Origin of the sequence: Saccharomonospora piscinae, assembly GCF_005862235.1 — a bacterium.
Classification (GTDB): Bacteria; Actinomycetota; Actinomycetes; order Mycobacteriales; family Pseudonocardiaceae; genus Saccharomonospora; species Saccharomonospora piscinae.
In genome coordinates, this window is record NZ_VCEK01000004.1 from 1 (window position 1) to 26,999 (window position 26,999).

The 26,999-nt window shown below is 71.7% G+C and carries 24 protein-coding genes; 15 read left to right on the plus strand and 9 right to left on the minus strand.

What is annotated here, in order from left to right:
• Positions 1–214: 214 nt before the first annotated feature.
• Positions 215–952, minus strand: a complete 738-nt coding sequence (locus FFT09_RS16275; protein WP_024876661.1) for an IclR family transcriptional regulator — start codon at positions 950–952, stop codon at positions 215–217.
• 88 nt (positions 953–1,040) lie between these two features.
• On the opposite strand from FFT09_RS16275, the gene leuC reads away from it, so the two are divergent.
• The 3 genes from leuC (at position 1,041) to FFT09_RS16290 (ending at position 4,185) form a co-directional block, all read left to right on the plus strand.
• Positions 1,041–2,456 carry a 3-isopropylmalate dehydratase large subunit gene (leuC, locus tag FFT09_RS16280; protein ID WP_138383249.1) on the plus strand — a complete coding sequence of 472 codons (1,416 nt, stop codon included), beginning with the start codon at positions 1,041–1,043 and terminating at the stop codon, positions 2,454–2,456.
• A gap of 44 nt (positions 2,457–2,500) precedes the next feature.
• The gene (leuD, locus tag FFT09_RS16285; RefSeq protein WP_138383250.1) at positions 2,501–3,094 is read left to right on the plus strand and encodes a 3-isopropylmalate dehydratase small subunit; all 594 of its coding nucleotides are present in this window, start codon (positions 2,501–2,503) and stop codon (positions 3,092–3,094) included.
• Positions 3,095–3,339: 245 nt separating this feature from the next.
• Positions 3,340–4,185, plus strand: a complete 846-nt coding sequence (locus FFT09_RS16290; protein ID WP_138383251.1) for an HU family DNA-binding protein — start codon at positions 3,340–3,342, stop codon at positions 4,183–4,185.
• 85 nt (positions 4,186–4,270) lie between these two features.
• Here FFT09_RS16290 and FFT09_RS16300 read toward each other — a convergent pair whose 3' ends face one another.
• From FFT09_RS16300 to cofC, 3 genes are read right to left on the minus strand one after another with little or no spacing between them, the layout of a single operon-like run.
• The gene (locus FFT09_RS16300; RefSeq protein ID WP_138383252.1) at positions 4,271–5,188 is read right to left on the minus strand and encodes an NUDIX hydrolase; all 918 of its coding nucleotides are present in this window, start codon (positions 5,186–5,188) and stop codon (positions 4,271–4,273) included.
• Positions 5,185–7,458: an RNA degradosome polyphosphate kinase gene (locus tag FFT09_RS16305; RefSeq protein ID WP_138383253.1), complete on the minus strand. Its 2,274-nt coding sequence runs from the start codon at positions 7,456–7,458 to the stop codon at positions 5,185–5,187. The genes FFT09_RS16300 and FFT09_RS16305 overlap by 4 nt, the downstream gene beginning before the upstream one ends.
• Before the next feature lie 57 nt (positions 7,459–7,515).
• The gene (cofC, locus tag FFT09_RS16310) at positions 7,516–8,220 is read right to left on the minus strand and encodes a 2-phospho-L-lactate guanylyltransferase (protein ID WP_138383254.1); all 705 of its coding nucleotides are present in this window, start codon (positions 8,218–8,220) and stop codon (positions 7,516–7,518) included.
• 91 nt (positions 8,221–8,311) lie between these two features.
• Here cofC and FFT09_RS16315 point away from each other — a divergent pair, with 91 nt between their 5' ends.
• The 3 genes from FFT09_RS16315 (at position 8,312) to FFT09_RS16325 (ending at position 10,809) form a co-directional block, all read left to right on the plus strand.
• Positions 8,312–9,025, plus strand: a complete 714-nt coding sequence (locus FFT09_RS16315) for a lysophospholipid acyltransferase family protein (RefSeq protein ID WP_081194389.1) — start codon at positions 8,312–8,314, stop codon at positions 9,023–9,025.
• A 2-nt stretch (positions 9,026–9,027) separates the two neighbouring features.
• Positions 9,028–10,038: an NAD(P)H-dependent glycerol-3-phosphate dehydrogenase gene (locus tag FFT09_RS16320; protein ID WP_024876653.1), complete on the plus strand. Its 1,011-nt coding sequence runs from the start codon at positions 9,028–9,030 to the stop codon at positions 10,036–10,038.
• A 276-nt stretch (positions 10,039–10,314) separates the two neighbouring features.
• Positions 10,315–10,809 carry a cysteine dioxygenase gene (locus FFT09_RS16325; protein ID WP_081194391.1) on the plus strand — a complete coding sequence of 165 codons (495 nt, stop codon included), beginning with the start codon at positions 10,315–10,317 and terminating at the stop codon, positions 10,807–10,809.
• Here the strand turns inward: FFT09_RS16325 and FFT09_RS16330 are convergent.
• A complete protein-coding gene (locus FFT09_RS16330; RefSeq protein ID WP_138383255.1) occupies positions 10,731–11,423 on the minus strand; it encodes a pyridoxamine 5'-phosphate oxidase family protein in 693 nt (230 codons plus the stop codon). The genes FFT09_RS16325 and FFT09_RS16330 overlap by 79 nt on opposite strands.
• Before the next feature lie 84 nt (positions 11,424–11,507).
• On the opposite strand from FFT09_RS16330, the gene pdxR reads away from it, so the two are divergent.
• Complete coding sequence (gene pdxR / locus FFT09_RS16335; RefSeq protein ID WP_138383256.1) at positions 11,508–12,890, plus strand: MocR-like pyridoxine biosynthesis transcription factor PdxR; 1,383 nt, start codon at positions 11,508–11,510, stop codon at positions 12,888–12,890.
• A 10-nt stretch (positions 12,891–12,900) separates the two neighbouring features.
• Complete coding sequence (locus FFT09_RS16340; RefSeq protein WP_081194397.1) at positions 12,901–13,998, plus strand: D-alanine--D-alanine ligase family protein; 1,098 nt, start codon at positions 12,901–12,903, stop codon at positions 13,996–13,998.
• Between the two features lie 24 nt (positions 13,999–14,022).
• Here the strand turns inward: FFT09_RS16340 and FFT09_RS16345 are convergent, their stop codons facing one another.
• Positions 14,023–14,580, minus strand: coding sequence for a DUF3515 domain-containing protein (locus tag FFT09_RS16345; RefSeq protein ID WP_138383257.1), 558 nt, complete (start codon positions 14,578–14,580; stop codon positions 14,023–14,025).
• Between the two features lie 19 nt (positions 14,581–14,599).
• A complete protein-coding gene (locus FFT09_RS16350; RefSeq protein WP_024876647.1) occupies positions 14,600–14,833 on the minus strand; it encodes an Lrp/AsnC ligand binding domain-containing protein in 234 nt (77 codons plus the stop codon).
• Positions 14,834–14,961: 128 nt separating this feature from the next.
• Here FFT09_RS16350 and FFT09_RS16355 point away from each other — a divergent pair, with 128 nt between their 5' ends.
• Positions 14,962–15,930, plus strand: a complete 969-nt coding sequence (locus FFT09_RS16355; protein WP_081194401.1) for a thiamine-phosphate kinase — start codon at positions 14,962–14,964, stop codon at positions 15,928–15,930.
• 44 nt (positions 15,931–15,974) lie between these two features.
• Entirely contained in the window at positions 15,975–16,445 is a 471-nt protein-coding gene (locus FFT09_RS16360; RefSeq protein WP_138383258.1) for a GNAT family N-acetyltransferase, read from the plus strand.
• Between the two features lie 287 nt (positions 16,446–16,732).
• Here the strand turns inward: FFT09_RS16360 and FFT09_RS16370 are convergent, their stop codons facing one another.
• Entirely contained in the window at positions 16,733–17,143 is a 411-nt protein-coding gene (locus FFT09_RS16370; protein ID WP_081194407.1) for an RING finger protein, read from the minus strand.
• Positions 17,144–17,314: 171 nt separating this feature from the next.
• Between FFT09_RS16370 and FFT09_RS16375 the strand changes: the two genes are divergently transcribed.
• Positions 17,315–18,463: a helix-turn-helix domain-containing protein gene (locus FFT09_RS16375; RefSeq protein ID WP_081194409.1), complete on the plus strand. Its 1,149-nt coding sequence runs from the start codon at positions 17,315–17,317 to the stop codon at positions 18,461–18,463.
• A 111-nt stretch (positions 18,464–18,574) separates the two neighbouring features.
• Positions 18,575–19,252: a uracil-DNA glycosylase gene (locus tag FFT09_RS16380; RefSeq protein WP_138383259.1), complete on the plus strand. Its 678-nt coding sequence runs from the start codon at positions 18,575–18,577 to the stop codon at positions 19,250–19,252.
• Positions 19,253–19,316: 64 nt separating this feature from the next.
• On the opposite strand, the gene rpmB is transcribed toward FFT09_RS16380, so the two are convergent.
• Positions 19,317–19,508, minus strand: coding sequence for a 50S ribosomal protein L28 (rpmB, locus tag FFT09_RS16385; protein WP_005462220.1), 192 nt, complete (start codon positions 19,506–19,508; stop codon positions 19,317–19,319).
• Positions 19,509–19,656: 148 nt separating this feature from the next.
• On the opposite strand from rpmB, the gene FFT09_RS16390 reads away from it, so the two are divergent.
• The 3 genes from FFT09_RS16390 to FFT09_RS16400 all read left to right on the plus strand — a co-directional run bounded on the left by FFT09_RS16390 (position 19,657) and on the right by FFT09_RS16400 (position 26,942).
• The gene (locus FFT09_RS16390) at positions 19,657–21,246 is read left to right on the plus strand and encodes a DAK2 domain-containing protein (RefSeq protein WP_138383260.1); all 1,590 of its coding nucleotides are present in this window, start codon (positions 19,657–19,659) and stop codon (positions 21,244–21,246) included.
• A 1-nt stretch (position 21,247) separates the two neighbouring features.
• Entirely contained in the window at positions 21,248–23,422 is a 2,175-nt protein-coding gene (gene recG, locus FFT09_RS16395; protein ID WP_138383261.1) for an ATP-dependent DNA helicase RecG, read from the plus strand.
• 136 nt (positions 23,423–23,558) lie between these two features.
• On the plus strand, positions 23,559–26,942 hold the full coding sequence (locus tag FFT09_RS16400) for a pyruvate carboxylase (protein WP_138383262.1): 3,384 nt from the start codon (positions 23,559–23,561) through the stop codon (positions 26,940–26,942).
• Positions 26,943–26,999: the final 57 nt, after the last annotated feature.

Here is a 26,999-nt window from a genome sequence, read left to right on the forward strand (position 1 = left end):
GGCACAGCTCGTGCTCTACGCCCTGGACGATCTGCTGCTGAGCGAGGCCGCGTTCGGTCTCTTCGCACTCGGGGGCGAGCCCCCGGACCCCCGGCTGGGCGCGTTCGCTTCGCTTCGCTCGCTTGTGCCGACCGTGTCCGCAGTCCGCGTAGTCGTGTCCTCAAGTTGCGTAGTCGTGTCCGCAGGTGGCGTTGCCGTGTCCTCGGGTGGCGCGTCAGAGGCGCGCGTGGAGGGCTTCGGCGGCCTGGAGGAGATCGCCCGCCCACTTCGAGCCCGGCCTGCGGCCGATGCGCTCCACGGGGCCCGACACCGAGACGGCGGCCACCACATTGCCCGCGCCGTCGCGCACCGGTGCCGACACGCTGGCCACGCCCGGCTCCCGCTCCGCCACGCTCTGCGCCCAACCCCGGCGGCGCACCTCCAGCAGGGTGCGTTCGCCGAACACCGCGTCCGCCAGCACCGCCTGCCGCGTGTGAGCGTCGGCCCACGCCGCGAGGACCTTCGCGCCGGAGCCCGCCGTCATCGGCAGGCGCGCCCCCACCGGGACCGTGTCACGCAGCCCGCTCGGCGGCTCCGCCACCGCCACGCACACGCGCACCACGCCGTCCCTGCGGTACAACTGCACACTCTCGCCCGTCAGGTCACGCAACTTCGGCAGCACGACGCTCGCCGCGTCCAGCAGCGGATCGACCGTGCCGCCGGCCAGCTCCGCGAGCGCGGGCCCCGGGCGCCACCGCCCGTCGGGGCCGCGCCGCACCAGCCGGTGTACCTCCAGGCCCACCGCGAGCCGGTGTGCCGTGGCCCGGGGCAGGCCCGTGCGCGCGCAGAGTTCCGCCAGGCCGCTCGGCTGGTCCGCGACGGCGTGCAGCACCGACACGGCCTTGTCCAAGACGCCGATCCCGCTCTGTTGCCCGGGCTCGGCGTCGCTGTTGCTAACATCGGGTTGTCCCACAAGGCGATATCTTAATCTCGTAATCTGGGATAGTCCACGTTCCACGAAGTGAGTCCGCTCGCTTTCCGACGCTCATGGAGGAGCCCTGATGACCGAACGGCGGGGCCGCACACTGGCGGAAAAGGTGTGGGACGCACACACGGTGCGTCGCGGCGAGGGTGCCGAACCGGATCTGCTCTACATCGACCTGCACCTCGTCCACGAGGTGACCAGCCCGCAGGCGTTCGACGGGCTGCGGCTGGCCGGAAGGCCGGTGCGGCGTCCCGACCTCACCATCGCGACCGAGGACCACAACGTGCCCACCACCGGGCTTGATCTGCCCATCGCCGACCCGGTGTCGCGCACCCAGGTGGAGACGCTGCGGCGCAACTGCGCGGAGTTCGGTGTGCGGCTGCATCCGATGGGTGACGACGAGCAGGGCATCGTGCACGTCATCGGGCCGCAGCTGGGCCTCACGCAGCCGGGCACGACCGTGGTCTGCGGGGACAGCCACACGTCGACGCACGGCGCGTTCGGAGCGATGGCGTTCGGTATCGGCACGTCCGAGGTGGAACACGTGCTCGCCACGCAGACGCTGCCGCTGCGGCCGTTCAAGACGATGGCGATCACCGTCGACGGCGAGCTGCGTCCCGGGGTGACGTCGAAGGACATCATCCTCGCCGTCATCGCGAAGATCGGCACGGGCGGCGGCCAGGGCTACGTCCTGGAGTACCGCGGCAGCGCGATCGAGTCGCTGTCGATGGAAGCCCGCATGACGATCTGCAACATGTCGATCGAGGCGGGCGCGCGCGCCGGCATGATCGCTCCGGACGAGACGACCTTCGCCTACCTGAAGGACCGGCCGCACGCGCCGCAGGGCGCGGACTGGGACGCCGCCGTCGCCGCGTGGCGGGAGCTGCGCACCGACGACGACGCGGAGTTCGACGCCGAGGTCCACGTCGACGCCGCCGAGCTGACCCCGTTCGTCACCTGGGGGACGAACCCGGGGCAGGGCCTACCGCTGGGGGCGTCGGTGCCCGATCCCGCCCTGCTGGCCGACGAGAACGAGCGGTTCGCCGCGGAGCAGGCCCTGTCCTATATGGATCTAGTGCCGGGCACCCCGCTGCGGGAGGTCGCGGTGGATACCGTGTTCCTCGGCTCCTGTACCAACGGCAGGCTGGAGGACCTGCGTGCCGCGGCGGAGGTCCTGAGGGGCCACCGGGTCGCCGACGGGGTGCGCATGCTCGTCGTGCCCGGGTCCATGCGGGTGCGGCAGGCGGCCGAGGTCGAGGGCCTGCACGAGGTCTTCGCGGAGGCCGGGGCCGAGTGGCGGGCGGCGGGCTGCTCGATGTGCCTCGGGATGAACCCGGACCAGTTGCAGCCGGGGGAGCGCAGCGCGTCGACCTCGAACCGCAACTTCGAGGGCAGACAGGGTAAGGGTGGCCGGACCCACCTCGTGTCGCCGCTCGTGGCGGCGGCCACCGCGGTGCGCGGCACCCTGTCCTCGCCCGAGGACCTCGCCTGAGCACCCGGCAGCGACCCACATCACCAGCGACGAGGAGCAACGTCATGGAACCGTTCACCACCCACACCGGCGTCGGCGTGCCGCTGCGCAGGTCTAACGTGGACACCGACCAGATCATCCCGGCCGTCTACCTCAAGCGCGTGTCCCGGACCGGCTTCGAGGACGGCCTGTTCGCCGCCTGGCGGGGCGACGCGGAGTTCGTGCTGAACCGTGCGCCCTTCGACCGGGGTTCCGTGCTCGTGGCCGGGCCCGACTTCGGCACGGGCTCGTCCCGGGAGCACGCCGTGTGGGCACTGCTGGACTACGGCTTCCGGGTCGTCGTCTCGTCCCGGTTCGCCGACATCTTCCGGGGTAACGCGGGCAAGCAGGGTCTCGTCGCGGCGCAGTGCGAGCAGGCCGACGTCGAGTGGTTGCAGCGCCTGCTTGAGGACGACCCCGGCACCGAGGTGACGGTGGACCTGCGGGAGAAGACGGTGCGGGCCAAGGACTTCTCCGCCTCGTTCGACATCGACGACTACACCCGCTGGCGGCTGCTGGAGGGGCTCGACGACATCGCGCTGACACTGCGCCATGCGGATGACATCGCGGAGTTCGAGACCCGGCGGCCCTCCCACAAGCCGGTCACCACGCCGAGGTGACGAAAGCCCGGATTCTCCCGGCTGAGCAACGAGAATCCGGGCTCGCCAGGCCGTGAACCACGGTCGGCACCCACGCCGAACGGCACGCGAAAGCCGCCCGAGACGGCTCATCGTGAGGCGTAACCGCGCACACGATAAGGAAAAAAACCGCGTGCCGTTTGGAATTTGTGCTGCGTTGGTAATACCGTGTGCGCATGTCGGCCGGTGTGGCCGGGTAACACGTAGTTCTTCTTGGGAGGACTGGAATGGCCAACAAGGCCCAACTCATCGAAGCGCTCTCCGAGCGCTTGGGCGACAAGAAGGTCGCGTCGCAGGCCGTCGACAACCTCGTCGACATCATCATCCGTACGGTCAACAAGGGCGAGAAGGTCAACATCACCGGCTTCGGGGTGTTCGAGAAGCGCGCCCGCGCCGCCCGGACCGCGAGGAACCCGCGCACCGGCGAGACGGTGAAGGTGAAGAAGACCAACGTTCCCGCCTTCCGCGCGGGCACGACCTTCAAGGACGTGGTCAGCGGCTCCAAGAAGCTTCCGAAGGCCACGACCGCGAAGCGCAGCTCCACCACGTCCACGTCGTCGCGGACGGCGGGAACGGCGAAGACGGCCGCCACCCGTCCGACGTCCACGCGCACGACCACGAGCAGGACCAGGGGTGCCACCACCACGCGGCCCGCCTCGACCCGTACGGCGAAGGCGCCGGCCAAGAGCACGGCCACGAAGGCAGCGCCGAAGTCCACGGCGAAGTCGAGCACGGCGAAGTCGAGCACCACGAAGGCCGCGCCGAAGACCGCGGCGAAGTCGAGCACGGCGAAGTCGAGCACCGCCAAGGCCGCGCCGAAGACCGCGGCGAAGTCGAGCACGGCCAAGACGGCCACCAAGTCGACGGGCAGGACAGCGGCCAAGTCCACCGCGAGCAAGTCGGCGTCGAAGGCCACGACGAAGGCCGCGCCCAAGACCACGGGGAAGACCGCGACCCGGTCGACGGCGAAGAAGTCGACCGCCAAGACGACGAAGGCGGCCACGAAGACGTCGCCGAGGACGACCGCGAGCACGTCCCCCGCGAAGAAGACCACCGCCGCGAAGAAGAAGTAGTGCCGCCCGCCGCGCGTGCGGCGTCAGACTTCTCGGCAGGGCTCCCGCGCCATACGGTGCGGGAGCCCTGCCGTGTGCCGGGCCCTCAGCCGACGTCTCCCAGCGCGCTGGGCACGTAGTGCGCCGCGACGAGCCGCGGCCGGGGCGTGGTCTCGAACGACAGCACCCACACCGAGCCCTTCTTGCTGGGCACCTCGCCGGTGTGCTTGCGGGGAGTCACGTCGACTCCGTCCCGTTCGGCCAGGGTGTCGAGCAGGTGGGGGATGACACCGCCCTGACTGCACACGACGGCGCCGGAGTGGGAGGCGGGAACCGAGCGCAGCCATTCGAGGGCCGCGTCGGTGTCCTTCCAGTACGTCTCCTCCGACATCGACGGTTCGAGACACACGTCGTCGCCGAGGCCGTCGGCGACGGCACGCACGGTCTGCACACACCGCAGGCGTGGCGCCGAATACACCCGTTCGGGCCCGAACGTCCGGAGCAGCGGGCCGAGAGCCGTGGCCTGCCGCGCCCCGGCGTCGGACAGCGGACGCAGGTCGTCGTCCCCGCTCCACGCGTCGCGGTTGCCCGCCTTGCCGTGGCGCACCAGCAGCACGGTGGCGGTGTCCAGCGGTTCACTCAAGGCGAGGTCGCAGACGTCGCGGTCCGCCGGATAGGTCAGCAGGGCACGCGCCTCGTCCGGCGGCAGCCATCGCAGTTCGTCCACCTCCGTATTGGGGACGAACTCGCCGGGCGAAGCGCTCGCGGCGAAGTAGTCGACCGTTTTCGGGGACCCGGCCACGCGGTATTCGACGGTGGTGAGAAAGCGACCGAGAACGGCGTCGAAGCCCGTTTCCTCCGCGATCTCCCGCACGGCCGCGGCGGCGGGTGTCTCCCCTGGGTCCAGTTTGCCCTTGGGCAGGGACCAGTCGTCGTAGTGCGGCCGGTGAACGACCGCGATCTCGGTTGTCGTGGGGTTGCGGCGCCACAGCACCGCCCCCGCGGCTCGTACGAGCATGCTCACCCTGCGGCTCCGTGCTTGCGCAGCATTTCCTTCTGATGGTCGCGGACCTGGCCGCTGTCCGTCGGAGAGGGTACCCATTCCCCGGACGGCAGCAGGACCCAGCACCGCGTCATGGGGGCGAGTGCCGAGTCCAGCACGGCGTCGAGCTGGGCCGTGAGTCGCGGGTCCGCGACCCGCACGAGCGCCTCGATGCGGCGGTCGAGGTTGCGGTGCATGATGTCGGCACTGCCGATCCAGTGGGTGTCGGCGCCCCGGAAGTGGAACACGCGGGAGTGCTCCAGAAACCGCCCGAGAATGGACCGCACGGTGATGTTCTCGCTCAGGCCGGGCACGCCCGGCTTCAGCGAGCAGATGCCCCGCACCACGACCTCGACCGGAACCCCGGCCTGCGACGCGCGGTAGAGGCCGTCGATGACCTGCTCGTCGACCAGCGAGTTGCACTTGATGCGCACGCCGGCCTGCTTGCCGGACTCGGCGAGTGCGATCTCCTCGGCGATGAACTTGAGCAGCCCGAGCCGGACTCCGTTGGGGGAGGTCAGGATGTTGCGGTAGGTCTGCTGCCGGGAGTAGCCGGTGAGGACGTTGAACAGGTCCGTGACGTCGGCACCGATCGCGGGATCGGCGGTGAACAGGCCGATGTCCTCGTACAGCCGAGCCGTTCTCGGGTTGTAGTTGCCGGTGCCGACGTGGCAGTAGCGGCGGATCGTGGACCCCTCCTGGCGCACCACGAGCGCGATCTTGCAGTGGGTCTTGAGCCCGACGAGGCCGTAGACCACGTGGACGCCCGCGCGCTCCAGCGTGCGCGCCCACGCGATGTTGGCCTGCTCGTCGAAGCGGGCCTTGATCTCCACCAGCGCCACGACCTGTTTGCCCGCCTCGGCGGCGTCGATGAGCGCGTCCACGATGGGCGACTCCCCCGAGGTGCCCGACGTGCGGTAGAGCGTCTGCTTGATGGCCAGCACCTTGTCGTCTGCGGCGGCCTGCTCGATGAACCGTTGCACGCTCGTGGAGAACGAGTCGTACGGGTGATGCACGAGCACGTCGCCCTCGCGCAGCGTGGAGAACACGCTCTTGGGCATCTCGCGTTCGCCGAAGGCGTGGTGGGTGGCGGGAACGAACGGCGGGTCCTTGAGCTCCTCCCGGTTCAGCGAGTGCAGCTGCGCCAGGCAGCTCAGATCCAGCAGCCCGGGTACCTCCACCACGTCCTGCGGGTCCACCTCCAGCTCCCGCAACAGGAGTTCGAGCACGTGCTCGGACATGTCGCTGGCGACCTCCAGCCGGACGGGAGGGCCGAACCGGCGCTGGGCGAGTTCCCGTTCCAGTGCCTGCAACAGGTCCTCGTCGCGGTCCTCCTCGACCTCGAAGTCGGCGTTGCGGGTCACGCGGAAGATGTGGTGCTCGCTGACCTGCATTCCGCTGAACAACTCGTCCAGGTGCGCCGCGATGAGTTCCTCGAGCGGAAGGTAGGTGGCGACGCGGTTGTCGCGGCTGGTCTCGATGCGCACCAGGCGGGGCACGTTGTTGGGCACCTTCACCCTGGCGAAGCGTTCGGTGCCGTCGCCGGGGTCGCGCACGGTGACGGCGAGGTTGAGCGAGAGCCCGGAGATGTAGGGGAACGGGTGAGCGGGGTCGACGGCGAGCGGGGTGAGGACGGGAAAGATCTGCTTGGTGAAGTAGGCCGAGAGCCGGGAGCGTTCGTCGGCGTCGAGGTCCGACCAGGCCACGAGCCGGATGCCTGCCTCGGCCAGCGCGGGGCGCAGGCCCTGCTCGAACGCGAGCGCGTGCCGTTCGACCAGCTCGGCGTTGCGCCGGGCCACGTAGGTGAGTTGCTCGCCGGGGGTGAGGCCGTCGGCGCTGCGCACGGCGAGGCCGGTCTGCTCACGGCGTTTGAGCCCCGCGACCCGCACCATGTAGAACTCGTCCAGATTGGACGCGAAGATGGCGAGGAACTTGGCCCGTTCCAGCAGCGGCTGGGAGGTGTCCTCGGCCAGCGCCAGCACCCTGGCGTTGAAGTCCTGCCACGAGAGCTCCCGGTTGAAGTACCGGTCGTCGGGCAGCGCGTCCTCGACCTGACCGCTCTCCGTCGCGGCGGGGGGAGCCGAGGGCACCGGCCGGAACTCCCGATCGCCGTCGGCGGACCGGGGCGGCGGCGTGGTGGCAGCCGACCGCCGACCGGGGTCGGTGGTGCCGTCGTCGCTGGTGACGGCGGGGTCGGGGCTGGTGGCCGCGGGTGCTCTCGTCTCGTCGCTCACCCGGCCATTGTCCCCCATCCGGGGAGGTCCCGGAGCGCTCGGCGGATGCCGTCGCGCCGGTGCCCGCGTGGCGGTTCAGGACAGCAGGCAGGCCCGGTCCAGCACTTCCAGGGTGTGCTCGCCGAGCCCGAGCAGCCTCGCGTGGTCGAGATCACCGGCGGTGTCCACGTCGGCGCGCAGCGACGGCAGCGGGCCTGCCAGAGCGACGGCGCCCGAACGCGCGTGAGCCTGGGCGGACCCGGCCCCGAAGCGGGGGGTCAGCCGCAGGCCCGGCGCGGAGAGCAGCAGCGTGGTGCCCGAGCCGTCGCGGTCGGCGGCGAACGCCCTGCGCCCCGCCGCCTCGGCGAGGGCGGCACCGAGTTCGCCGGGTCGTAATGCGGGCAGATCGGCCTGCAGAGCGCCGACGACGCCGTCCGGGTCGTCGGCACGCAGGATTCGCTCCCCGGTACGCAGCGCCGCGTTCAGGCCGTCGTCCGGGCTCCCGGGTGCGGCTGTGCGATCGGCGGGGTCGGCGGGATCGGTGCGATGGTCACCGGTCGCCCGCTCCCCGACGACCTCCACCCCGAGCCCGCGCAGCGCGGCCAGCGCGACGGGATCGGTACCGACCACCAGCACGCGACGCACTCCCGGCGCCGCGACGGCCGCGCCGAGGGTGTCCGCCGCGAGCGCCAGGACGAGTCCGGCGTGGCAGTGCTCGCTCGCGGCCGTGCCGAGCGCACCCCGTAACCGGGACTTGCCCCGGTTCGGCTCCTTGAGCGGCACGATCAGGTCGACAGCCACGCCACCATCTTTACCCGAGGTGGCCGGTGGGCGGTCGGCGCGGTACGGCTGTGGCAGGATCGTCGGACGTCGGACGTCGAGAGGAACAGCCTTGGCAGAGCGCGAGAAGGGCGGCTTCTGGGTCGGTGCCGCCGCGGCGATGTTCTACCCGCTGACCTGGATGGGGCGCAGCGTGTACCGCCACGCGGACCGCATCCCGCGCCACGGGCCCGCGTTGCTCGTGATGAATCACGTGTCCCACCTCGACCCGGCCGTCGACGCCGTGTTCGTACACCGCAACAAGCGGGTGCCGAGGTTCATGGCCAAGGCGAGCCTGTTCCGCATCCCCGGGTTCGGCAGGATCCTCGGCGGCTCGGGCGGCATCCCGGTGTACCGCGGCTCGGGCGAGGCGGGCGACAGCCTGCGGGCGGCGCACCAGACACTGCGCGACGGCAAGATCGTGCTCATCTATCCCGAGGGGACGATCACGAAGGACCCCGAGGGCTGGCCGAAGCGGGCCTACACCGGGGTCGCGCGGCTGGCGCTGGAGAACGACGTGCCGGTGATCCCGATCGCGCGCTGGGGTACGCAGGACATCTGGAACGGCTACACCAAGAAGTTCCGCCCGCTGCCCCGCAAGACCGTGGTCCACAGCGTCGGCGAGCCCGTCGACCTTTCCGCCTACCGGGACAAGGAGCGCAGCCAGGTCGTGCTGCGCGAGGTCACCGAACTGCTGATGGAGCGGGTGCTGGAGCAGCTCGTGGAGGTCAGGGGACAGCAACCTTCCCGGCCTTCCCGTGCCGACGACGGCGAGGGGCGCGCCTGACGATGCGCGTGCAACGGGTGACGGTACTGGGCGCCGGCTCGTGGGGAACCACGTTCGCCAAGGTGCTCGCGGACGCCGGGCGCGACGTCACGATGTGGGCACGCCGTGCCGAGGTCGCCGACGAGATCCGCGAGCGGCACACCAACACCGCGTACCTGCCCGGTGTGCCGCTGCCCGAGCGCCTGACCGCCACGACCGATGCGCGGGCCGCGCTCGACGGCGCGCAGGCCGTGGTGCTCGCGGTGCCGAGCCAGCGGTTGCGCGAGAACCTGACGGCGTGGCGGGACCTGCTGCCCTCCGGCGCCATCCTCGTGAGCCTGGCCAAGGGCGTGGAGCTGGGCACGCACAAGCGCATGAGCGAGGTCGTCGCCGATGTCACGGGAGGCGAGCCCGGCGACGTGGTGGTGGTGTCCGGTCCCAACCTCGCGAAGGAGATCGCGCGCTGCCAGCCCGCCGCGGCGGTGCTGGCGTGCGCCGACCACGATCGCGCCGTCGCGATCCAGCAGGCGAGTTACACGACCTACTTCCGCCCCTACACCAACACCGACGTGGTCGGGTGCGAGCTCGGCGGCGCCTGTAAGAACGTGATCGCGCTGAGCTGCGGTATGGCGGCGGGACTCGGCTTCGGCACCAACACGATGGCCACGCTCATCACGCGCGGGCTGGCGGAGACCGCCCGGCTGGGCGCGGCGCTGGGGGCGGACCCGCTCACGTTCGCCGGCCTCGCCGGGGTGGGCGACCTGGTGGCGACGTGCTCGTCACCGCTGTCGCGCAACCGCACGTTCGGCGAGCGTATCGGCCGGGGGGAGTCGATGACCGAGGCGCGCGCCGCCCAGGGCGGTCAGGTGGCCGAGGGCGTGACGTCGTGCCGCTCGATTCGTGAGCTCGCTCACGGTGTCGGTGTCGACATGCCGCTCACGGACGCCATGTACCGGGTGTGTCACGAGGGTGTCGATCCGGCCACGGCCGGTGCGGAGCTGTTGGGACGTAAGCAGAAGCACGAGTGGTCGTGACCGCTCGGAACCGTCGCGTGCCGGACCTGGCGGGTTCGACCGAGCGTGTTTCGCGTTTGACGCCGTGCGCACCGCTCTGCTTGTCTGGGGGCATGTTCGACACCCGTGTACCCGGCTCCGTGTCCGGCCCCGCGCTCTGGTCGCGGCGTCGTGCGGTACATGCCGTCGCGGGCTGTCTCTGCTGTTCTCGCCGGTGACTTCGCGCCGCGCCTGACGCGCGTGCGCTCCCGGTAGCCAGCCGCCACTCTTGTCCCACGAATCCGAGGTCTGCTTCGCATGTTCGCCGTGCCCGAGAACACGGTCGCGCCCCTGCCCGCCGATCAGCGTTCGCGCCACCCGGTGCGGACGGCGCTGTCCTTCGCCGCCGACCGCGCGGCCTGGCGCAACCTGCTGCGCTACGACCCCGACGAGCGGTTCGCCGCGCTCGTCGACACCGTGGACGGCCACGAGGTGTGGCTGCTGTCCTGGTTGCCGGGGCAGGGCACCGAGATCCACGACCACGGCGACACCACCGGGGCGTTCACCGTGGTCAGCGGCCAGCTCGACGAGACGGTGCACGCCGGTGGCGCCGCCGTCCGCGACCGGCCGGGGGTGCATCACGTGCGCGCGGGCCAGTCGCGGGTCTTCGGCCCCGGCTACGTCCACGAGGTGCGCAACCCCGGGCCCGATCCGGTGGTGAGCGTGCACGTCTATCAGGACGGCGGGCGCACCGTGCGGTCCGTGACCCGGTCGGCGACGTGCGCGGGCACGGCCACCCCCTTGGGCACGTAGTCCGCGGTGACGGGCTCGCCGAACGTGGTGTGCACCGGCAGCACCCCGGCCCACACGTCGTGCGCGTCGAGATCGGCCTCGTTTTCACCGGGAGCCCCTGCGCGGATCTTGACCGACGCCTCGCCGAGGTCGACGGCGTAGACGAGGGTGCCCGCCAGTTCCTTCGGGCTGGGTGTGCGTGCGTAGTCCCAGGAGCCGGGACTGAGGTGCTCGCTGATCACCCGCAGCGCGTGCCACCGCTCGTCGTCGCCGGTGACGGCGCGGGTGCGGCCGTGGACGACGGCGCAGCGGAAGTTCATGGAGTGGTTGTTGAGCGAGCGCGCGTAGACGACTCCGTCGAGCACCGACACCGTGACGCAGACGTCCGTGCCCTCGGCGGCGGCCCGCACGTTGCCCGATCCCGTGGAGCCGTGCAGGTACAGGGTGCCGCCGTCGCGGCCGTACGCGGTGGGCAGGACCACCGGTGCCCCGTCGACGATCAGACCGAGGTGGCACACCAGCGCGGCGTCGAGCACCTCGTGCAGCGCGTCGCGGTCGGTGGCGTAGCGATGCGGCTTGCGGGTCGGGGTGCTGCGCGGGGTCGGGGACAGGGCGGGTGCCTGCGAGGTGCTCATGCCGACATCGTGCCCCGTACGAGTGGCATGATGGTATGACCACAGTGAGCCAATGCGAGAAGTCCACTTGCGGGGAGTGACGCCATGCGTGGGGACACGACGGTGCCGGTGGCGCTGGACCGCGAGTCCCGCGTGCCGCTCGCCGTGCAGGTCGCGGACGCACTCCGGGAAGCCGCTTCGGGCGGGCACCTGCGCGGCGGCGACCGGCTGCCCTCCACCCGGGCGCTGGCCGCCAGCCTGGGAGTGAGCCGCACCGTCACCGCCGCGGCCTACGAGCAACTCCACGCCGAGGGCTGGATCGCGGGCAGGCACGGTTCCGGCACCTATGTCACCACCTCGCCGCCCACGCGCGCCGAGCGCCGCCGTGTCGTCGCGGGGCACGACCGGGTCCCCGTGCCGGAACTGCTCGCGCTGACGCCGGGCGTGCCGTGGGCCGAGGGCATCGACCGCGCGGCCTGGCGGCGGGCCTGGCGCGCGGCGGCGGACGCGCCACCGCTGCTGGTGGCCGAACGCGCCGGGCTCGTCGAGTACCGCGCCGCGATCGGCGAGCACCTGCTGCGCCATCGCGGCCTCGACGCCGCGCCCCACTCCGTGCTGGCCACCGCCGGGACCACGGCCGCCGTCGTCGAACTCGCCGCGTCGGTGCTGCGGCCCGGCGACCTCGTGGGCGTGGAGGAGCCGGGCTACCAACGGGCCGTGGCGGCGTTTCGGGGCGCGGGTGCCCGGGTGGTGCCGGTGGCCGTGGACTCCGAGGGAATGCGCACGGACGCGATCCCCGCCGGCGTGCGCGCGGTCTACTGCTCGCCCGCGCACCAGTACCCGCTCGGCAGCAGGATGAGCGCCGCACGCCGGGTCGAGCTGGTCGAACGCGCCCGCGCCGACGACTTCCTCGTGGTGGAGGACGACTACGACGGCGAGCTGCGCTACGACGTCGCGCCGCTGCCGCTGCTCGCCTCGCTCGCGCCGGACGTGGTCGTGCATCTGGGAACCACCAGCAAGATCCTCACCCCGACTCTCGGCGCGGGCTGGATGGTGGCGCCGCCCGGCGTGACCGCCGCCGTGCTGGCCTACCGCGACGACGCGGGCACCCGGCCGTCTCCCGCCGGGCAGCGCGTGTTCGTGGAGCTGGCACGGCACGGCGACCTCGGGCGTCACCTGCGCCGGTTGCGGCGGGAGCTGTCGGTGCGCCGGGGACTGCTCGTGGGTGCGTTGCGCACCGCAGGGGTCCCGGTACTCGGCGACGACGCGGGCGCGCACCTGGTCGTCCCACTGGACTCCGGGCGCGACGAGCGTGCCCGGCTGGCGGAGGGCCGCGAACGGGGACTGCTGCTCGACGGGTTGGCCCGCCACTTCGCGGGCACTCCCACCACGGCGGGCGTCGCCGTCGGATACGCGGGCTGCTCGCGCGAGACGTTGCGAGGTGTGCTCGGGGTGCTGGTGGACGTGCTCCGGCCGACGCGAAGGTAGGGTGCCGCCCATGAGTAGCCGCAAGACCCGAGTGGCCGTCGTGTTCGGCGGCCGGAGCACCGAGCACACCATCTCCTGTGTGTCGGCGGGCAGCATTCTGGCGAACCTCGATCCGGACCGGTTCGAGATCGTGCCCATCGGCATCACCCGTGCCGGTGGCTGGGTCCTCGGCACGAACGATCCCGACGGCCTGCGCATCCGCGACCGCGAGCTGCCCACCGTGACCGACGGCCGGGCGCTGGTGCTCGCGGGCGATCCGACGACCGGTGGGGTCGTGACGCTGGAGGAGGGGCAGCGCGCCGAGCTGCTGTCCGCCGTGGACGTCGTGTTCCCCGTGCTGCACGGTGCCTTCGGCGAGGACGGCACCATCCAGGGGCTGCTCGAGATGGCCGACCTGCCCTACGTGGGCGCGGGCGTGTTCGCCAGCGCCGCCGCGATGGACAAGGAGTACGCGAAGAAGCTGCTCGCGGCCGAGGGACTGGAGGTGGGCCGCTACGCCGTCGTCCGCCGTGGTCAGGAGACGCTGCCCGCCGAGGAGCGGGAACGGCTCGGCCTGCCGGTCTTCGTCAAGCCCGCCCGCGCGGGCTCGTCCATCGGGATCTCGCGGGTCACCGACTGGTCGCAACTGGAGGACGCCCTCGCGCTCGCCCGGCGGACCGACCCCAAGGTGCTGATCGAGGCCGAGACGGTGGGCCGCGAGGTCGAGTGCGGGGTGCTGGAGTTCCCCGACGGCCGCGTCGAGGCGTCACTGCCGTCCGAGATCCGGGTCTGCTCGGACGACGCGGATGCCTGGTACGACTTCGAGACGAAGTACCTGGGCGAGGACGCCGAGCTGGACATCCCGGCCAAGCTCGACGACACCGTCACCGAGGGGCTGCGCGCGGCGGCCGTTCGCGCCTTCGCCGCACTCGACTGTCAGGGACTGGCCAGGGTGGACTTCTTCGTGGGTGCCGACGGCACTCTGACGGTCAACGAGGTGAACACCATGCCCGGGTTCACCTCCACGTCGGCGTATCCGAAGATGTGGGCGGTCACGGGGGTCGACTACCCGACGCTGCTCACCACGCTCGTCGAGACCGCGCTCGCTCGCGGCACCGGACTGCGCTGAGCCGCGTCCCGCCCGCCGGGTCGCTCACTCGAAACTCAGCGGCACGGCGGGCAGCGCGTCGGCCACCGTCTCGGAGAGTTGTTGCAGCGGGCCCGTGCCCGCGTCGTCGGGCACGGTCAACGCCGAGTACACGCCGCGGTCGACGACGTACCAGGTCGTGGCGCCCTCGCCCGGCACGGGCAGCCACCGCACCCCGCCGATCTCGCGCAGCGTCGACGTCGGGGTGAGCTCCGGCGGGCGCTGGAGCCCGCACCGCAGCACGACCGGATTGTCCCGGCCCCACGCCAGTGCGGCCGGGGGAGCGGGCTGCGCGAGTTCCCTCCGGCCGAGCTGCTCACCGGCCGACTCCAGCGTGCCGGGCGCGGCGCGGACCAGCGTCGCGCACTCGGCCGAGCCGGACTTGGGGGCGGGGATGGACACCAGCGGCAGCGGGCCCGGCGGGTCGGCCGCTCCATCGGGAGCGTCCTGATCGGAACCGGACGGCAGTACGACGCCGAGCACGGCGACCGTCACCGCCAGCACGGCCGCCAGGACCGCGGCCGCCGCGACGAGACTCCGGGGTGGAGCACCGGTTTCGCTCACACCCCCACTACAGCACAGCTCAGAGGTGGACCACGGGGCAGGTGAGGGTGCGCGTGATGCCCTCCACGTTCTGCACCCTGGCGACCACGAGCTGACCCAGTTGGTCGACGTTCTCGGCTTCGGCGCGCACGATGACGTCGTACGGTCCGGTGACGTCCTCCGATGTGGTGACGCCGGGGATGCCGGCGATCTCGGCGGCCACGGCGGCGGCCTTACCCACTTCGGTCTGGATGAGGATGTATGCGTGTACCACGGCGCTGCTCCCCTTCGTGTCCGGCCGTCTGAGGAAGGATGGGCGTGTAGCCAGCAACGTACCGCAGACCTGCGACGATCGGACATCCGACAGTCGGTGGGCGGTCGACGCGACAACCGGAGGTAGGTGTGACAGACGGCCCCGCGTCCGGGACGGACACCGTCAGGACACTCGGCGAGTTCGGACTGATTCAGCAGGTCACGGCAGGCCGGGCCCAGCCGCCCACGACGTTGCTCGGCCCTGGCGACGACGCCGCCGTGGTCGCCGCGCCGGACGGTCGTGTGGTGATCACCACTGACGCGCTCGTGGAGGGCGTCCACTTCCGGCTCGACTGGTCGACACCACGGCACGTGGGCCGCAAGGCCGTCGCGGTGAACCTCGCCGACATCGCCGCCATGGGCGCGGTGGCGACCTCGGTCGTCGTGGCGCTGGCCTGCCCGCCCGACACTCCGGCCTCGGTGGCCGCCGAACTGATGGACGGCGTCGCGGCCGAGGCGGCACGCGCCGGTGTGGGCGTCGTGGGCGGGGACATGGTGCGCGCGGAGAACGTCGTGCTCAGCGTCACCGCGCTCGGCGACCTCGGCGGCAGGGCCGCGGTGCCGCGTTCGGGCGCGCGGCCCGGCGACATCGTCGCGGTGTGCGGGCGGCTCGGCTGGGCGGCGGCGGGACTCGCCGTGCTGGGGCGCGGCTTCCGGTCCCCGGTCAGCGTCGTGAACGCTCAGCGGTGTCCCGACCCGCCGTACGCCTCGGGACCCGAGGCCGCCCGTGCCGGCGCCACGGCGATGATCGACGTCTCCGACGGGCTGCTCGCCGACCTCGGGCATCTGGCCACGGCCTCGGACGTGGGCATCGACGTCCGCACCGACCGGCTGGCGGTCGCGGAGCGACTGGTCGACGTCGGCACCGCACTCGGCGCGGACCCGCTGCACTGGGTGCTCACCGGAGGTGAGGATCACGCGCTCGCGGCGACGTTCCCCTCCTTCGCGGACCTGCCGGAGGGCTGGGTCACCATCGGCTCCGTCGTGCTGCCCGACACGGGTGTGACGGTGGACGGAACTCCGTACCGGCGGGAATCAGGTTGGCAGCACTGGAGTTGACCAGGTTGACTGTCGCCCGAGCCGAGAGCAGCGAGGAGAACCGAGTGGACGTCCGTGCGGTGCCGTACAGCCATCCCGACGCGGCCAAGCTCATCGAGGCCGTGCAGCAGGAGTACGTCACCCGCTACGGCGATCCCGACGTGACGCCCGTCGACCCTGCCGAGTTCGCCCCGCCGTCGGGCGTGTTTTTGATCGGCTACGTCGGCGCGGAGCCCGCGGTGTGCGGGGGCTGGCGCGCGCACGACGAGCCGGTGGCGCCGCTGGTGGCCGGGGACGCCGAGATGAAGCGGTTGTTCGTCGTGCCCTCACAGCGCGGCAACGGGCTCGCGCGCGGCATGCTCGCGGAGCTGGAACGCTCGGCGGCCGAGGCGGGCCGGACCAGGATGGTGCTGGAGACCGGCGTCAAACAGCCCGAGGCCCTCGCCCTGTACTACGCCGAGGGCTACGAACGAATCCCGCAGTTCGGCGTCTACGCGGGCGACCCGCTGAGCGTGTGCCTGGCCAAACCGTTGTGACGCCGTGTCCGCAGCCCAGGTAGCCGTGTCCGCAGGTTGTGTAGCCGTGTCCGCAGTTCGCGTAGCTGTGTCCGCAAGTTGTGTAGCCCTACGGCAGCCGCCGAAGTCCGTCGAGCACGGCACGGAGGACACTCATCGACGGATGTTCGGTCCGGTGCAGCGCGTTGCGTGCTTCGAAGAGGGCCTCGTCGGGGTCGACGGTAGGCCAGGTCAGTGAGACGGGTTCGACTTGCCACAGCTGTGTGGTTGGCCGCTCATCCAGGGCAGCAAGGATGACTGTGGGGAGATCACGCACGCCGCGTCTCCTCAATGACGGTGTCGAAGCGGTCGGTCTTGCCGAGTGCGTCGACTGGGCACCAGTGGCGTCGGCCGGCGTCATCGAGGCATTGTGCGATGCAGTTGCCACAGAACCGGCCGTCCACGGTGTCGTGAGGCTGATCGGGCCGCGCGACCGGCTCGGTCGAGCACAGGGCGCAGAACACAGCGCACCGCGCTGTCGGGTGCAGCGTGCCGTCGAGTTCAGTGGCACGGGCGATCATGTCGCCTCCGAGTGCGCGGAGTGCGTCGCCGACCTCACGTAGCCCGTCGGCGGGGAGTTCGCCGCCGTCCTGGGCCTCCATCAGCCGTAGCGCGACCCGCCCGAGGTCGCGGTTGACGGCGGCCAGGCGGGCGAGCAGCTCGCGGTCCCGCGCGATCATCGAGCGCCGTCCTCGTGCTCGCGGTGATCACGCTCGATCCGGTCTCCTACGCCGGACTGGTGGCCGTAGCACGGCATTCGGCATCCTCCGTTCCATGTCATGCGCGGAACGTAAGCGCCTCGTTACTCCGGAGGTTTCCTGTGTGGAAACCCAGCAGGTACCGTCGCCAACATGCACAAGATCGGGACATCGATTCGCCGTCTTCGCCGTTGGCGTGGTCTCACCCTGGAACAGGCCGCCGGGTTGGCCGGGATCACCAAGGGGTACCTCTCGAAGATCGAGAACGGCCGGGTGGCGGTCGACCGACGCAGCACTCTCGTCGCCATCGCTGACGCGCTGCGGGTCAGTCTCGTCGACATCACCGGAGACGGACTCGAGATCCGCGACCCGGACGCCGACAGTACCGTGCCCGCGATTCGTACCGCCCTGCTCGACAGCGACTTCGACGACAGCCCACCCCGGGGTGAGCTTTCCGCGTTGCTCGCGGACACGCAGCTCGTGGCCGCCATGCGTCAGGCCAACGAGATGGCCGAGACGGGCCGTCGACTTCCGCCGCTCATCACGGCCCTGCACACCCACGCTCGGCACGCCGAGGCGTTGCGTGCGCTCGTCAGTGTCGCCCACACGACTTCGCTGCTGGTGAAGGGGCTGGGGGCGCCGGACCTGGCGTGGATAGCTGCCGATCGAGGCCACGAAGCGGCGCAGCGATTGGGCGAGCCACACTGGATCGCACTCGCCGCGTTCGCGCGCACGCAGGCGCACTCGGGCCTCGGCGCGCACCGCCGCGCTGGCGCACTGGCTCGCCAGGCGCTGGAGATCGCGCCAGACGACGCGGTCGACGTCCGTGGTGCGCTGACACTGACCACTGCCTTCGTGGACTCCGTGGTCGGTGACGACCCTGCGGCTGCGCTCGACGAGGCCGAGGGGCTCGCGGGACACGTAGCGGACGGCAATCGGCATCATCTGTTGTTCACCCCGGCCAACGTGGTTTTGTGGCGGATGTCGACGGCGCTCGAACAAGGTGACTATGCATCGGCCGCGACGCTTGCCGAGTCGATCCACCCGAGTGACCTAGAGATCAACTCCCGGCGCACCACCTACTTCATCGACTACGCGCGGGCGCTGTGGGGGCTGCGGCGTCCGGATGAGCAGGTGGTCGAACTACTGAAACAAGCGGAGCGAATCGGCCCCGTGCGAGCCAGGAGTAACGCCTTCGTGCGTGAGATCGTGTTCACGATGGTCGAGCGGTCCCGGCAGCAGGCGGTCGCGCGTGAGGCGCGTGGGCTCGCGTCTCGAATGGGCTTGCTCAAGTCCCGCTGACGTAGCCGTGTCCGCAGCCGACGTAGCCGTGTCCGCAGGTTGCGTAGCCGTGTCCGCACTTCCCGTACGCCGGAGTCCGGCCGATCACCCGCTGGACTAGGCTCCCGTGCCGTGACGGCACGACCACTGCACGAGATCATGGACCCCGGCTGGGCGACGGCGCTGGAACCGGTCGCCGACCGGATCGCCGCGATGGGGGAGTTCCTGCGCGCCGAGGTGGCGGCAGGCCGCACCTACCTGCCTTCCGGCGACCACATCCTCCGCGCGTTCCGGCAACCGTTCGACGAGGTCCGCGTGCTCATCGTCGGCCAGGACCCCTATCCCACGCCGGGTCACCCGATCGGGTTGTGTTTCGCGGTCGCGCCGGACGTGCGCCCGCTGCCGAAGAGTCTCGTGAACATCTATCGCGAGTACCGCGACGACCTCGGGCACCCGGAACCGTCCAACGGGGACCTGACGCCGTGGACCGCGCAGGGCGTGCTGCTGCTGAACCGCGCGCTGACGGTGCGGCCCGGCAAGCCGAACTCCCATCAGGGCAAGGGCTGGGAGGAGATCACCGAGCGGGCCATCGTGGCGCTGGCCGAACGCGACCGGCCGCTGGTGGCGGTGTTGTGGGGTAGCAACGCACGCAAGCTCAAGCCGCTGCTCGGCTCGGTGCCGTGTGTGGAGTCGGTCCATCCGAGCCCGCTGTCGGCACGCAACGGCTTCTTCGGCTCCCGGCCGTTCAGCCGCACCAACACCCTGCTCGAACAGCAGGGAACGCAGCCCGTCGACTGGAAGCTGCCCTGACACGGACACGCGAAACGGCCCGGCGACCATGCGGTCACCGGGCCGTTTCTTCACAGTCTGGGGATCAGCCCCGAACGACCTTGCCCGCCTTGAGGCAGGAGGTGCACACGTTCAGGCGCTTCTTCTGGGAAAGCCCGACCCTGGCGTGCACGGTCTGGATGTTCGGGTTCCACCGGCGGTTGGTGCGCCGGTGAGAGTGCGAGACCGACTTGCCGAAGCCCGGCCCCTTGCCACAGACGTCGCACACGGCAGCCACGTCGAACACTCCTCGAAAAGATCGGTAAACGAACCGCCCGGCGGTACCGGGCAACTCGAACAGGGTAGCCGGTGTGCCGCTGTCCGGCTCAGCGGGGTCGTTACGCTCGCTCTCGAACGCCGGGACAGCAGTGACGGAGGATACGCGGGTGCGGGCCTTGGACGGCGCGGCGGTGCGCGAGTGGGCTGACGCCTGCGTGCGTGACCTGGGCGCGGCGCGCGCCGAGATCGACGACATCAACGTCTACCCCGTGGCCGACTCCGACACGGGCTCGAACCTGCTGCACACGGTCACCGCGGCGCGGGACGCGCTCGCCGGGTCGGACCCCGTGGCAGCGGGGCAGGCGCTGACGGTGCTGGCCGGTGCGGCCGTGCGGGCGGCGAAGGGGAACTCCGGCATCATCCTGTCGCAGGTGCTCTACGGCATGGCGCGCTCGGCTGACTGCGCGCGGGAACTCGACGGCCCCGGGCTCGTGGCCGCGCTGCGGGCCGCCGACACCGCCGCCACCGGCGCGGTGACGCGGCCCGTCGCGGGCACCATGCTCAGCGTGCTCCACGCGGTGGCCGTCGCGCTCGACGGGGCGCCGCCCGAGGCCGGGGACGTCGCCACGCTGGCGGCGAAGGCGGCGGCCGACGCGCTGGCGCGGACCCCGGATCAGCTTCCGGCGCTGGCCGCGGCGGGCGTGGTCGACGCGGGCGGGCGGGGCCTGCTCGCCGTGCTCGACGCGCTCGCCGCCACGCTGACCGGCACCCGCGCCACGCCGGTGTCCCCGGCTCCGCTTCCCGCACCTCCGCCCGGCCCGCCGGGGGCGTGGGAGGTCATGTACCTGCTCACCAGTGCGGAGGGCGACGACGGTGCCGCCTCGCTGCGGCGCGCGCTGGCCGCGCTGGGCGACAGCGTGACGGTGGCCGAGGCGGGCGGCGGCGAGTACGCGGTTCACGTTCACTGCGCCGACATCGGGGCCGCGCTGGAGGCGGGTTTGAACCACGGCCGACCGCATCAGGTGCGGGTGGAGCCGCTGGTGACCCCGGGGCGGGCGGCCGAGCCCGGCTCCACCGGCGCCGATCTGGCCGTGGTGGCCGTGGTCCACGGCGACGCGCTGGCGGAGCTGGTCGGCGCGGAGGGCGTGCCGGTGCTCGCCGTGCCGACGGGCGGGCAGCCGAGCACCGAGGACCTGCTCGCGCTCGTCGGGCGCACGGCCGCCGAGCACGTCGCCGTCCTGCCCGGCGGGGTCCGCCTGACCGCCGCGGCCGAACGGGTCACCGACAACCCGGTGCTGGCGGGCCGAGACGTCGTCGTGGTGCCGTGCGCGTCACCGGTGCAGGTGCTGGCGGCGCTGGCCGTGCACGACCGGAGCCGGGGAGCGGGAGCCGACGTGGTCGCGATGGCGGAGGCCGCCGCGGCCACGCGCCGGGGCGAGGTCGTGGTGGCCACCGAGGACGCCATCACCTGGGTCGGCCGCGCGGGCGGCGGGGACGTCATGGGGTTCATCGACGGCGAGGTGGTGCTGATCGAGCCGCCGGACGGCGCCGGCGGTGTCACCCGCGCCGCCGTGGGGGTGCTGGACCGCCTGCTCGCGGTCGGCGGGGAACTGGTGACGGTGCTGCTGGGGGCCGCCGCTCCACCCGGCGTGGCCGACGCGCTCGACGCGCACCTGCGTGCCGAGCGGCCGGACGTCGAACTGGTGTGCTATTCCGGTGGGCAGACCGATGCGGTGCTGCTGATGGGTGTGGAGTGACATGGCGGGGCTGGAGGACGGGCTCACGGGCGTGGTGGGCGCGAGGACGGCGAAGGCGCTGGCGTCCGCGCTCGAGTTGAACACCGTGGGGGACCTGCTGCGGCACTATCCCCGGCGGTACGCGCGGCGGGGCGAGCTCACCGACATCGCCGGGCTGGAGATCGGCGAGCACGTCACCGTGCTGGCGCGCGTCGAGCACGCGACGAAGAAGCCCATGCGCTCGCGCAAGGGCTCGATCCTCGAAGTGACGATCACCGATGGGCAGCGCAGGCTCTCGTGCGCGTTCTTCGGCAACCAGACGTGGCGGGAGCGCGAGTTGCGCCCCGGCCGCACGGGGTTGTTCGCGGGCAAGGTCACCGCGTTCCGCCGCACGTTGCAGCTCGCGAACCCCGAGTACGAACTCGTCGACTCGGAGAGCGACTACGGGACCGACTCCGAGGGCCCCTCGGCGGTGGACGACTTCCTCTCCCAGATCATCCCGGTGTATCCGGCCGCGCAGGGGCTGCCGTCCTGGCGTATCGGCAACGCCGTGCGGCAGACGCTGGAACTGCTCGACCGCGAACCGGACCCGCTGCCCGAGTGGCTTCGCTCCGAGCAGGGGCTCGTGTCGCTGTTCGAGGCGCTGCACGGCATTCACCGTCCCGACAGCGACGACGCGCTCCAGGCCGCGCGGACCCGGCTCAAGTGGGACGAGGCGCTGGCGGTGCAGCTCGTGTTCGCGGGGCGCCGGCACGCGGTGGGCGCCCGGCCCGCGCCTTCGTGTCCACCGAAGCGGGGCGGCATCGCGGAGGCGTTCGACGGGCGGCTGCCGTTCCGGCTCACCGAGGGCCAGCACGAGATCGGCGAGGCGCTGCGCACCGACCTCGCGGGCGAGCATCCGATGAACCGGCTGTTGCAGGGTGAGGTCGGCAGCGGCAAGACGATCGTCGCGCTGCGCGCCATGCTGCAGGTCGTGGACGCGGGCAGGCAGGCAGCGCTGCTCGCCCCGACCGAGGTGCTGGCCGCGCAGCACGCGCGGTCGCTGCGGGACCTGCTCGGCGGGCTCGCGCGGGCGGGCGAGCTGGGCGGCGAGGACCACGCCACCCGCGTCACGCTGCTCACCGGGTCGCTGCCCGCGCGCAGGCGCAAGGAGGCGTTGCTCGACGCGGCGAGCGGGGCGGCCGGCATCGTGGTCGGCACCCACGCGCTGCTCGGCGAGCACGTGTCGTTCGCCGACCTGGCGTTCGTGGTGGTCGACGAGCAGCACCGCTTCGGCGTGGAGCAACGCGACGCGCTGCGCACCAGGGCGGGGGAGAACGTCAGCCCGCACGTGCTGGTGATGACGGCGACGCCGATTCCCCGCACCGTGGCCATGACCGTGTACGGCGATCTGGAGACGTCGTCGCTGCGGGAGCTGCCGTCCGGCCGGTCGCCGATCGCCACCACGGTCGTGCCCGCCGCCGAGAAACCGGCCTGGCTCGACCGGGCGTGGCAGCGGGTGCGCGAGGAGGTGGGCAAGGGGCACCAGGCCTACGTCGTGTGCCCGCGCATCGGCGACGAGCCGCCGTCCGACAAGACCGAGCGTCCGCCGGTCGCCGTGCTGGACGTCGCGCCCGAGCTGGAGCACGGCGCACTGGAGGGGCTGCGGGTCGGCGTGCTGCACGGGCGGCTGCCGGCCGACGACAAGGACGCGGTGATGCGCGCGTTCGCCGAGGGCGAGCTGGATGTACTGGTGGCCACCACGGTCATCGAGGTCGGTGTCAACGTCCCCAACGCCACCGTCATGGTCATCATGGACGCCGACCGGTTCGGGGTGAGCCAGCTGCACCAGCTCCGGGGCCGGGTCGGCCGGGGCGAGGTGCCCGGCCTGTGCCTGCTGGTCACCGAGACGCTCGACGGCACGTCCACGCGCGCGAGACTGGCCGCCGTCGAGTCGACCACCGACGGGTTCGAGCTCTCGAAGCTGGATCTGGAACTGCGCCGCGAGGGCGACATCCTCGGCGCGGCCCAGTCGGGCACGCGTTCGGGGCTCAAGCTGCTGTCGCTGCTGCGCGACGAGGACGTCATCGGCGCGGCGCGGCGGGTGGCCCAGCGGGTGATCGACGACGACCCTGAGCTGACCGGTCATCCCGGCCTCGCCGGTCTGGTGGCCGACACGATCGACGACGACCGCGCGGAGTACCTCGAGAAGACCTGATCGGGCACGGCCCTCACCTGCGCCGTCCCAGATACCGGGCGCATGAGACCCGTCACGGGCGGTTGAACTCCCGCTCGGCGGGAAAAGCGAGGTAACGTGCCTTCGCGACCGATCCGTTGACCAGGAAGGACCGGGCATGTTCCGCAAGGTACTCGTCGCCAACCGCGGTGAGATCGCGATCCGTGCGTTCCGCGCAGCCTATGAGCTGGGCGCGGGCACGGTCGCGGTGTTCCCCCACGAGGACCGCAACTCACTACACCGGCTGAAGGCCGACGAGGCGTACGAGATCGGTGAGCCGGGTCACCCGGTGCGGGCGTACCTGTCGGTCGACGAGGTCGTCGCCGCCGCGATCAGCGCGGGCGCCGACGCGATCTACCCCGGCTACGGGTTCCTCTCCGAGAACCCGGATCTGGCCAGGGCGTGCGCCGAGGCGGGGATCACGTTCGTGGGCCCCGACGCCGAGGTGCTGGAGCTGACGGGCAACAAGGCGCGCGCGGTGGCCGCGGCGCGGGAGGCGGGCGTTCCCGTGCTCGGCTCGTCGGAGCCGTCGTCCGATGTGGACACGCTGGTCGAGGCGGCCGACGAGCTCGGGTTTCCCGTGTTCGTCAAGGCCGTCGCGGGCGGTGGTGGCCGTGGGATGCGGCTGGTGCGTGACCGGGCTTCGCTGCGCGAGTCGATCGAGGCGGCGGCCAGGGAGGCCGAGTCGGCGTTCGGTGACCCGACGGTGTTCCTGGAGAAGGCGGTGGTGGAGCCCCGCCACATCGAGGTGCAGATCCTCAGCGACGGGACCGGCGACGAGGGTGGTGTCATTCACCTGTTCGAGCGGGACTGCTCGGTGCAGCGGCGGCACCAGAAGGTGATCGAGCTGGCTCCGGCGCCGAACCTCGCGCCCGAGCTGCGTGAGCGCATCTGCGACGACGCCGTGCGCTTCGCCCGCCAGATCGGCTACCGCAACGCGGGCACGGTCGAGTTCCTGGTGGACCGCGACGGCAACCACGTGTTCATCGAGATGAACCCGCGCATCCAGGTGGAGCACACGGTCACCGAGGAGGTCACCGACGTCGACCTGGTGCAGTCCCAGATGCGCATCGCCTCGGGCGAGACGCTGCGCGACCTCGGACTGGCGCAGGACACCGTGTCGCTGCGTGGCGCCGCGCTCCAGTGCCGCATCACCACCGAGGACCCCGCCAACGGCTTCCGCCCCGACACGGGCATGATCAGCGCGTACCGGTCGCCGGGCGGGTCGGGTATCCGGCTCGACGGCGGGACCGCGTTCGCGGGCACGGAGATCAGCGCGCACTTCGACTCGATGCTCGTGAAGCTCACCTGCCGTGGCCGCACGTTCGCCACGGCCGTCGACAAGGCGCGCCGGGCGGTCGCCGAGTTCCGCATCCGCGGTGTCTCCACCAACATCCCGTTCCTCCAAGCGGTGCTCGACGACGAGGACTTCCGGGCGGGGCGTGTCACCACGGCGTTCATCGAGCAGCGCCCGCACCTGCTGACCGCCCGGCAGTCGGCCGACCGGGGCACCCGGTTGCTCACCTACCTCGCCGACGTGACCGTCAACAAGCCGCACGGTGAGCGGCCGAAGCTCATCGATCCCCACCGCAAGCTCCCGGCACCCTCCGACGCGGCCCCACCGGCCGGGTCGAAGCAGAAGCTGACGGAGCTCGGGCCCGAAGGTTTCGCGCGGTGGCTGCGCTCGTCGCCGCGGCTCGGCGTCACCGACACGACGTTCCGCGACGCCCACCAGTCGCTGCTCGCCACCCGTGTCCGTACCAGGGACCTGCTCGCGGTGGCGCCCGTGGTGGCGCGCACCATGCCGGAGTTGCTGTCGGTGGAGTGCTGGGGCGGAGCGACCTACGACGTCGCGCTGCGGTTCCTCGCCGAGGACCCGTGGGAGCGGCTGGCCGCGCTGCGCCAGGCGATGCCGAACCTGTGCCTGCAGATGCTGCTGCGCGGGCGCAACACCGTGGGCTACACGCCGTATCCCACGGAGGTCACCGAGGCGTTCGTGCAGGAGGCCACCGCCACCGGCATCGACATCTTCCGCATCTTCGACGCGCTCAACGACGTGGAGCAGATGCGGCCTGCCATCGAGGCCGTCCGCGCCACCGGGTCGGCCGTCGCCGAGGTGGCGCTGTGCTACACCTCGGATCTGTCCGACCCGGACGAGCGGATCTACACGCTCGACTACTACCTCAAGCTGGCCGAGCAGATCGTCGGCGCGGGCGCGCACGTGCTGGCCATCAAGGACATGGCGGGGCTGCTGCGCGCGCCCGCCGCCGCCACGCTGGTGACCGCGCTGCGCAAGGAGTTCGACCTGCCGGTGCACATCCACACCCACGACACGGCGGGCGGGCAGCTCGCGACCTACCTCGCGGCGGTGAACGCGGGAGCGGACGCCGTGGACGGGGCGGTCGCGTCGCTGGCGGGCACCACCTCACAGCCGTCGCTGTCGGCGATCGTCGCCGCCACCGACCACTCCGAGCGGCCCACCGGGCTCGACCTGCAGGCGGTCGGGGACCTGGAGCCGTACTGGGAGACCGTGCGCAAGATCTACGCGCCGTTCGAGGCCGGACTCGCCTCGCCCACCGGCCGGGTCTACCACCACGAGATCCCCGGCGGCCAGCTGTCGAACCTGCGCACGCAGGCCGTGGCGCTGGGACTCGGTGACCGGTTCGAGGAGATCGAGGCGATGTACGCGGCGGCCGACCGCATCCTCGGCCACCTCGTCAAGGTCACACCGTCGTCCAAGGTGGTCGGTGACCTGGCGCTGCACCTGGTGGGCGCCGGGGTGGCGCCCTCGGACTTCGAGGCCGACCCCGCGAAGTACGACATTCCCGACTCGGTGATCGGATTCCTGCGCGGCGAGCTGGGCGACCCGCCCGGCGGCTGGCCGGAGCCGTTCCGCAGCAAGGCGCTGAAGGGCAGGGCCGAGCCGAAGCCGATGGTGGAGCTGTCGCCCGACGACCGCCGGGAGCTGGTCGAGGCCCGGCGCGCCACGCTGAACCGGCTGCTGTTTCCCGGGCCGACGAGGGAGTTCGAGACCCACCGCCACGACTTCGGCGACACGAGCGTGCTGCCGAGCAAGGACTTCTTCTACGGGCTGCGCCCGGGGGAGGAGTACGCCGTCGACCTCGAACCGGGCGTGCGGCTGCTCATCGAACTGGAGGCCATCGGTGAGGCCGACGAGCGCGGCATCCGCGTCGTCATGGCGAGCCTGAACGGGCAGCTGCGGCCGATCCAGGTGCGGGACCGTTCGGTAGCCGGTGACCTGCCTGCCAAGGAGAAGGCCGACAAGCACAACCCGAAGCACGTCGCGGCTCCGTTCGCGGGGGTCGTGACGGCGACGGTCACCGAGGGCGATGTCGTCGAGGCGGGCGACACCGTGGCGACCATCGAGGCCATGAAGATGGAGGCCGCCATCACGGCGCAGGACGGCGGTACCGTCTCGCGCCTGGCGATCAACTCGGTGCAGCAGGTGGAGGGTGGCGACCTGCTGGTGGTGCTGGAGTAGGTGCGGTGAAGGCCACCCCCGCTGCGTCTCGTGCAGTGAAGGCCACCTTGACTGCGT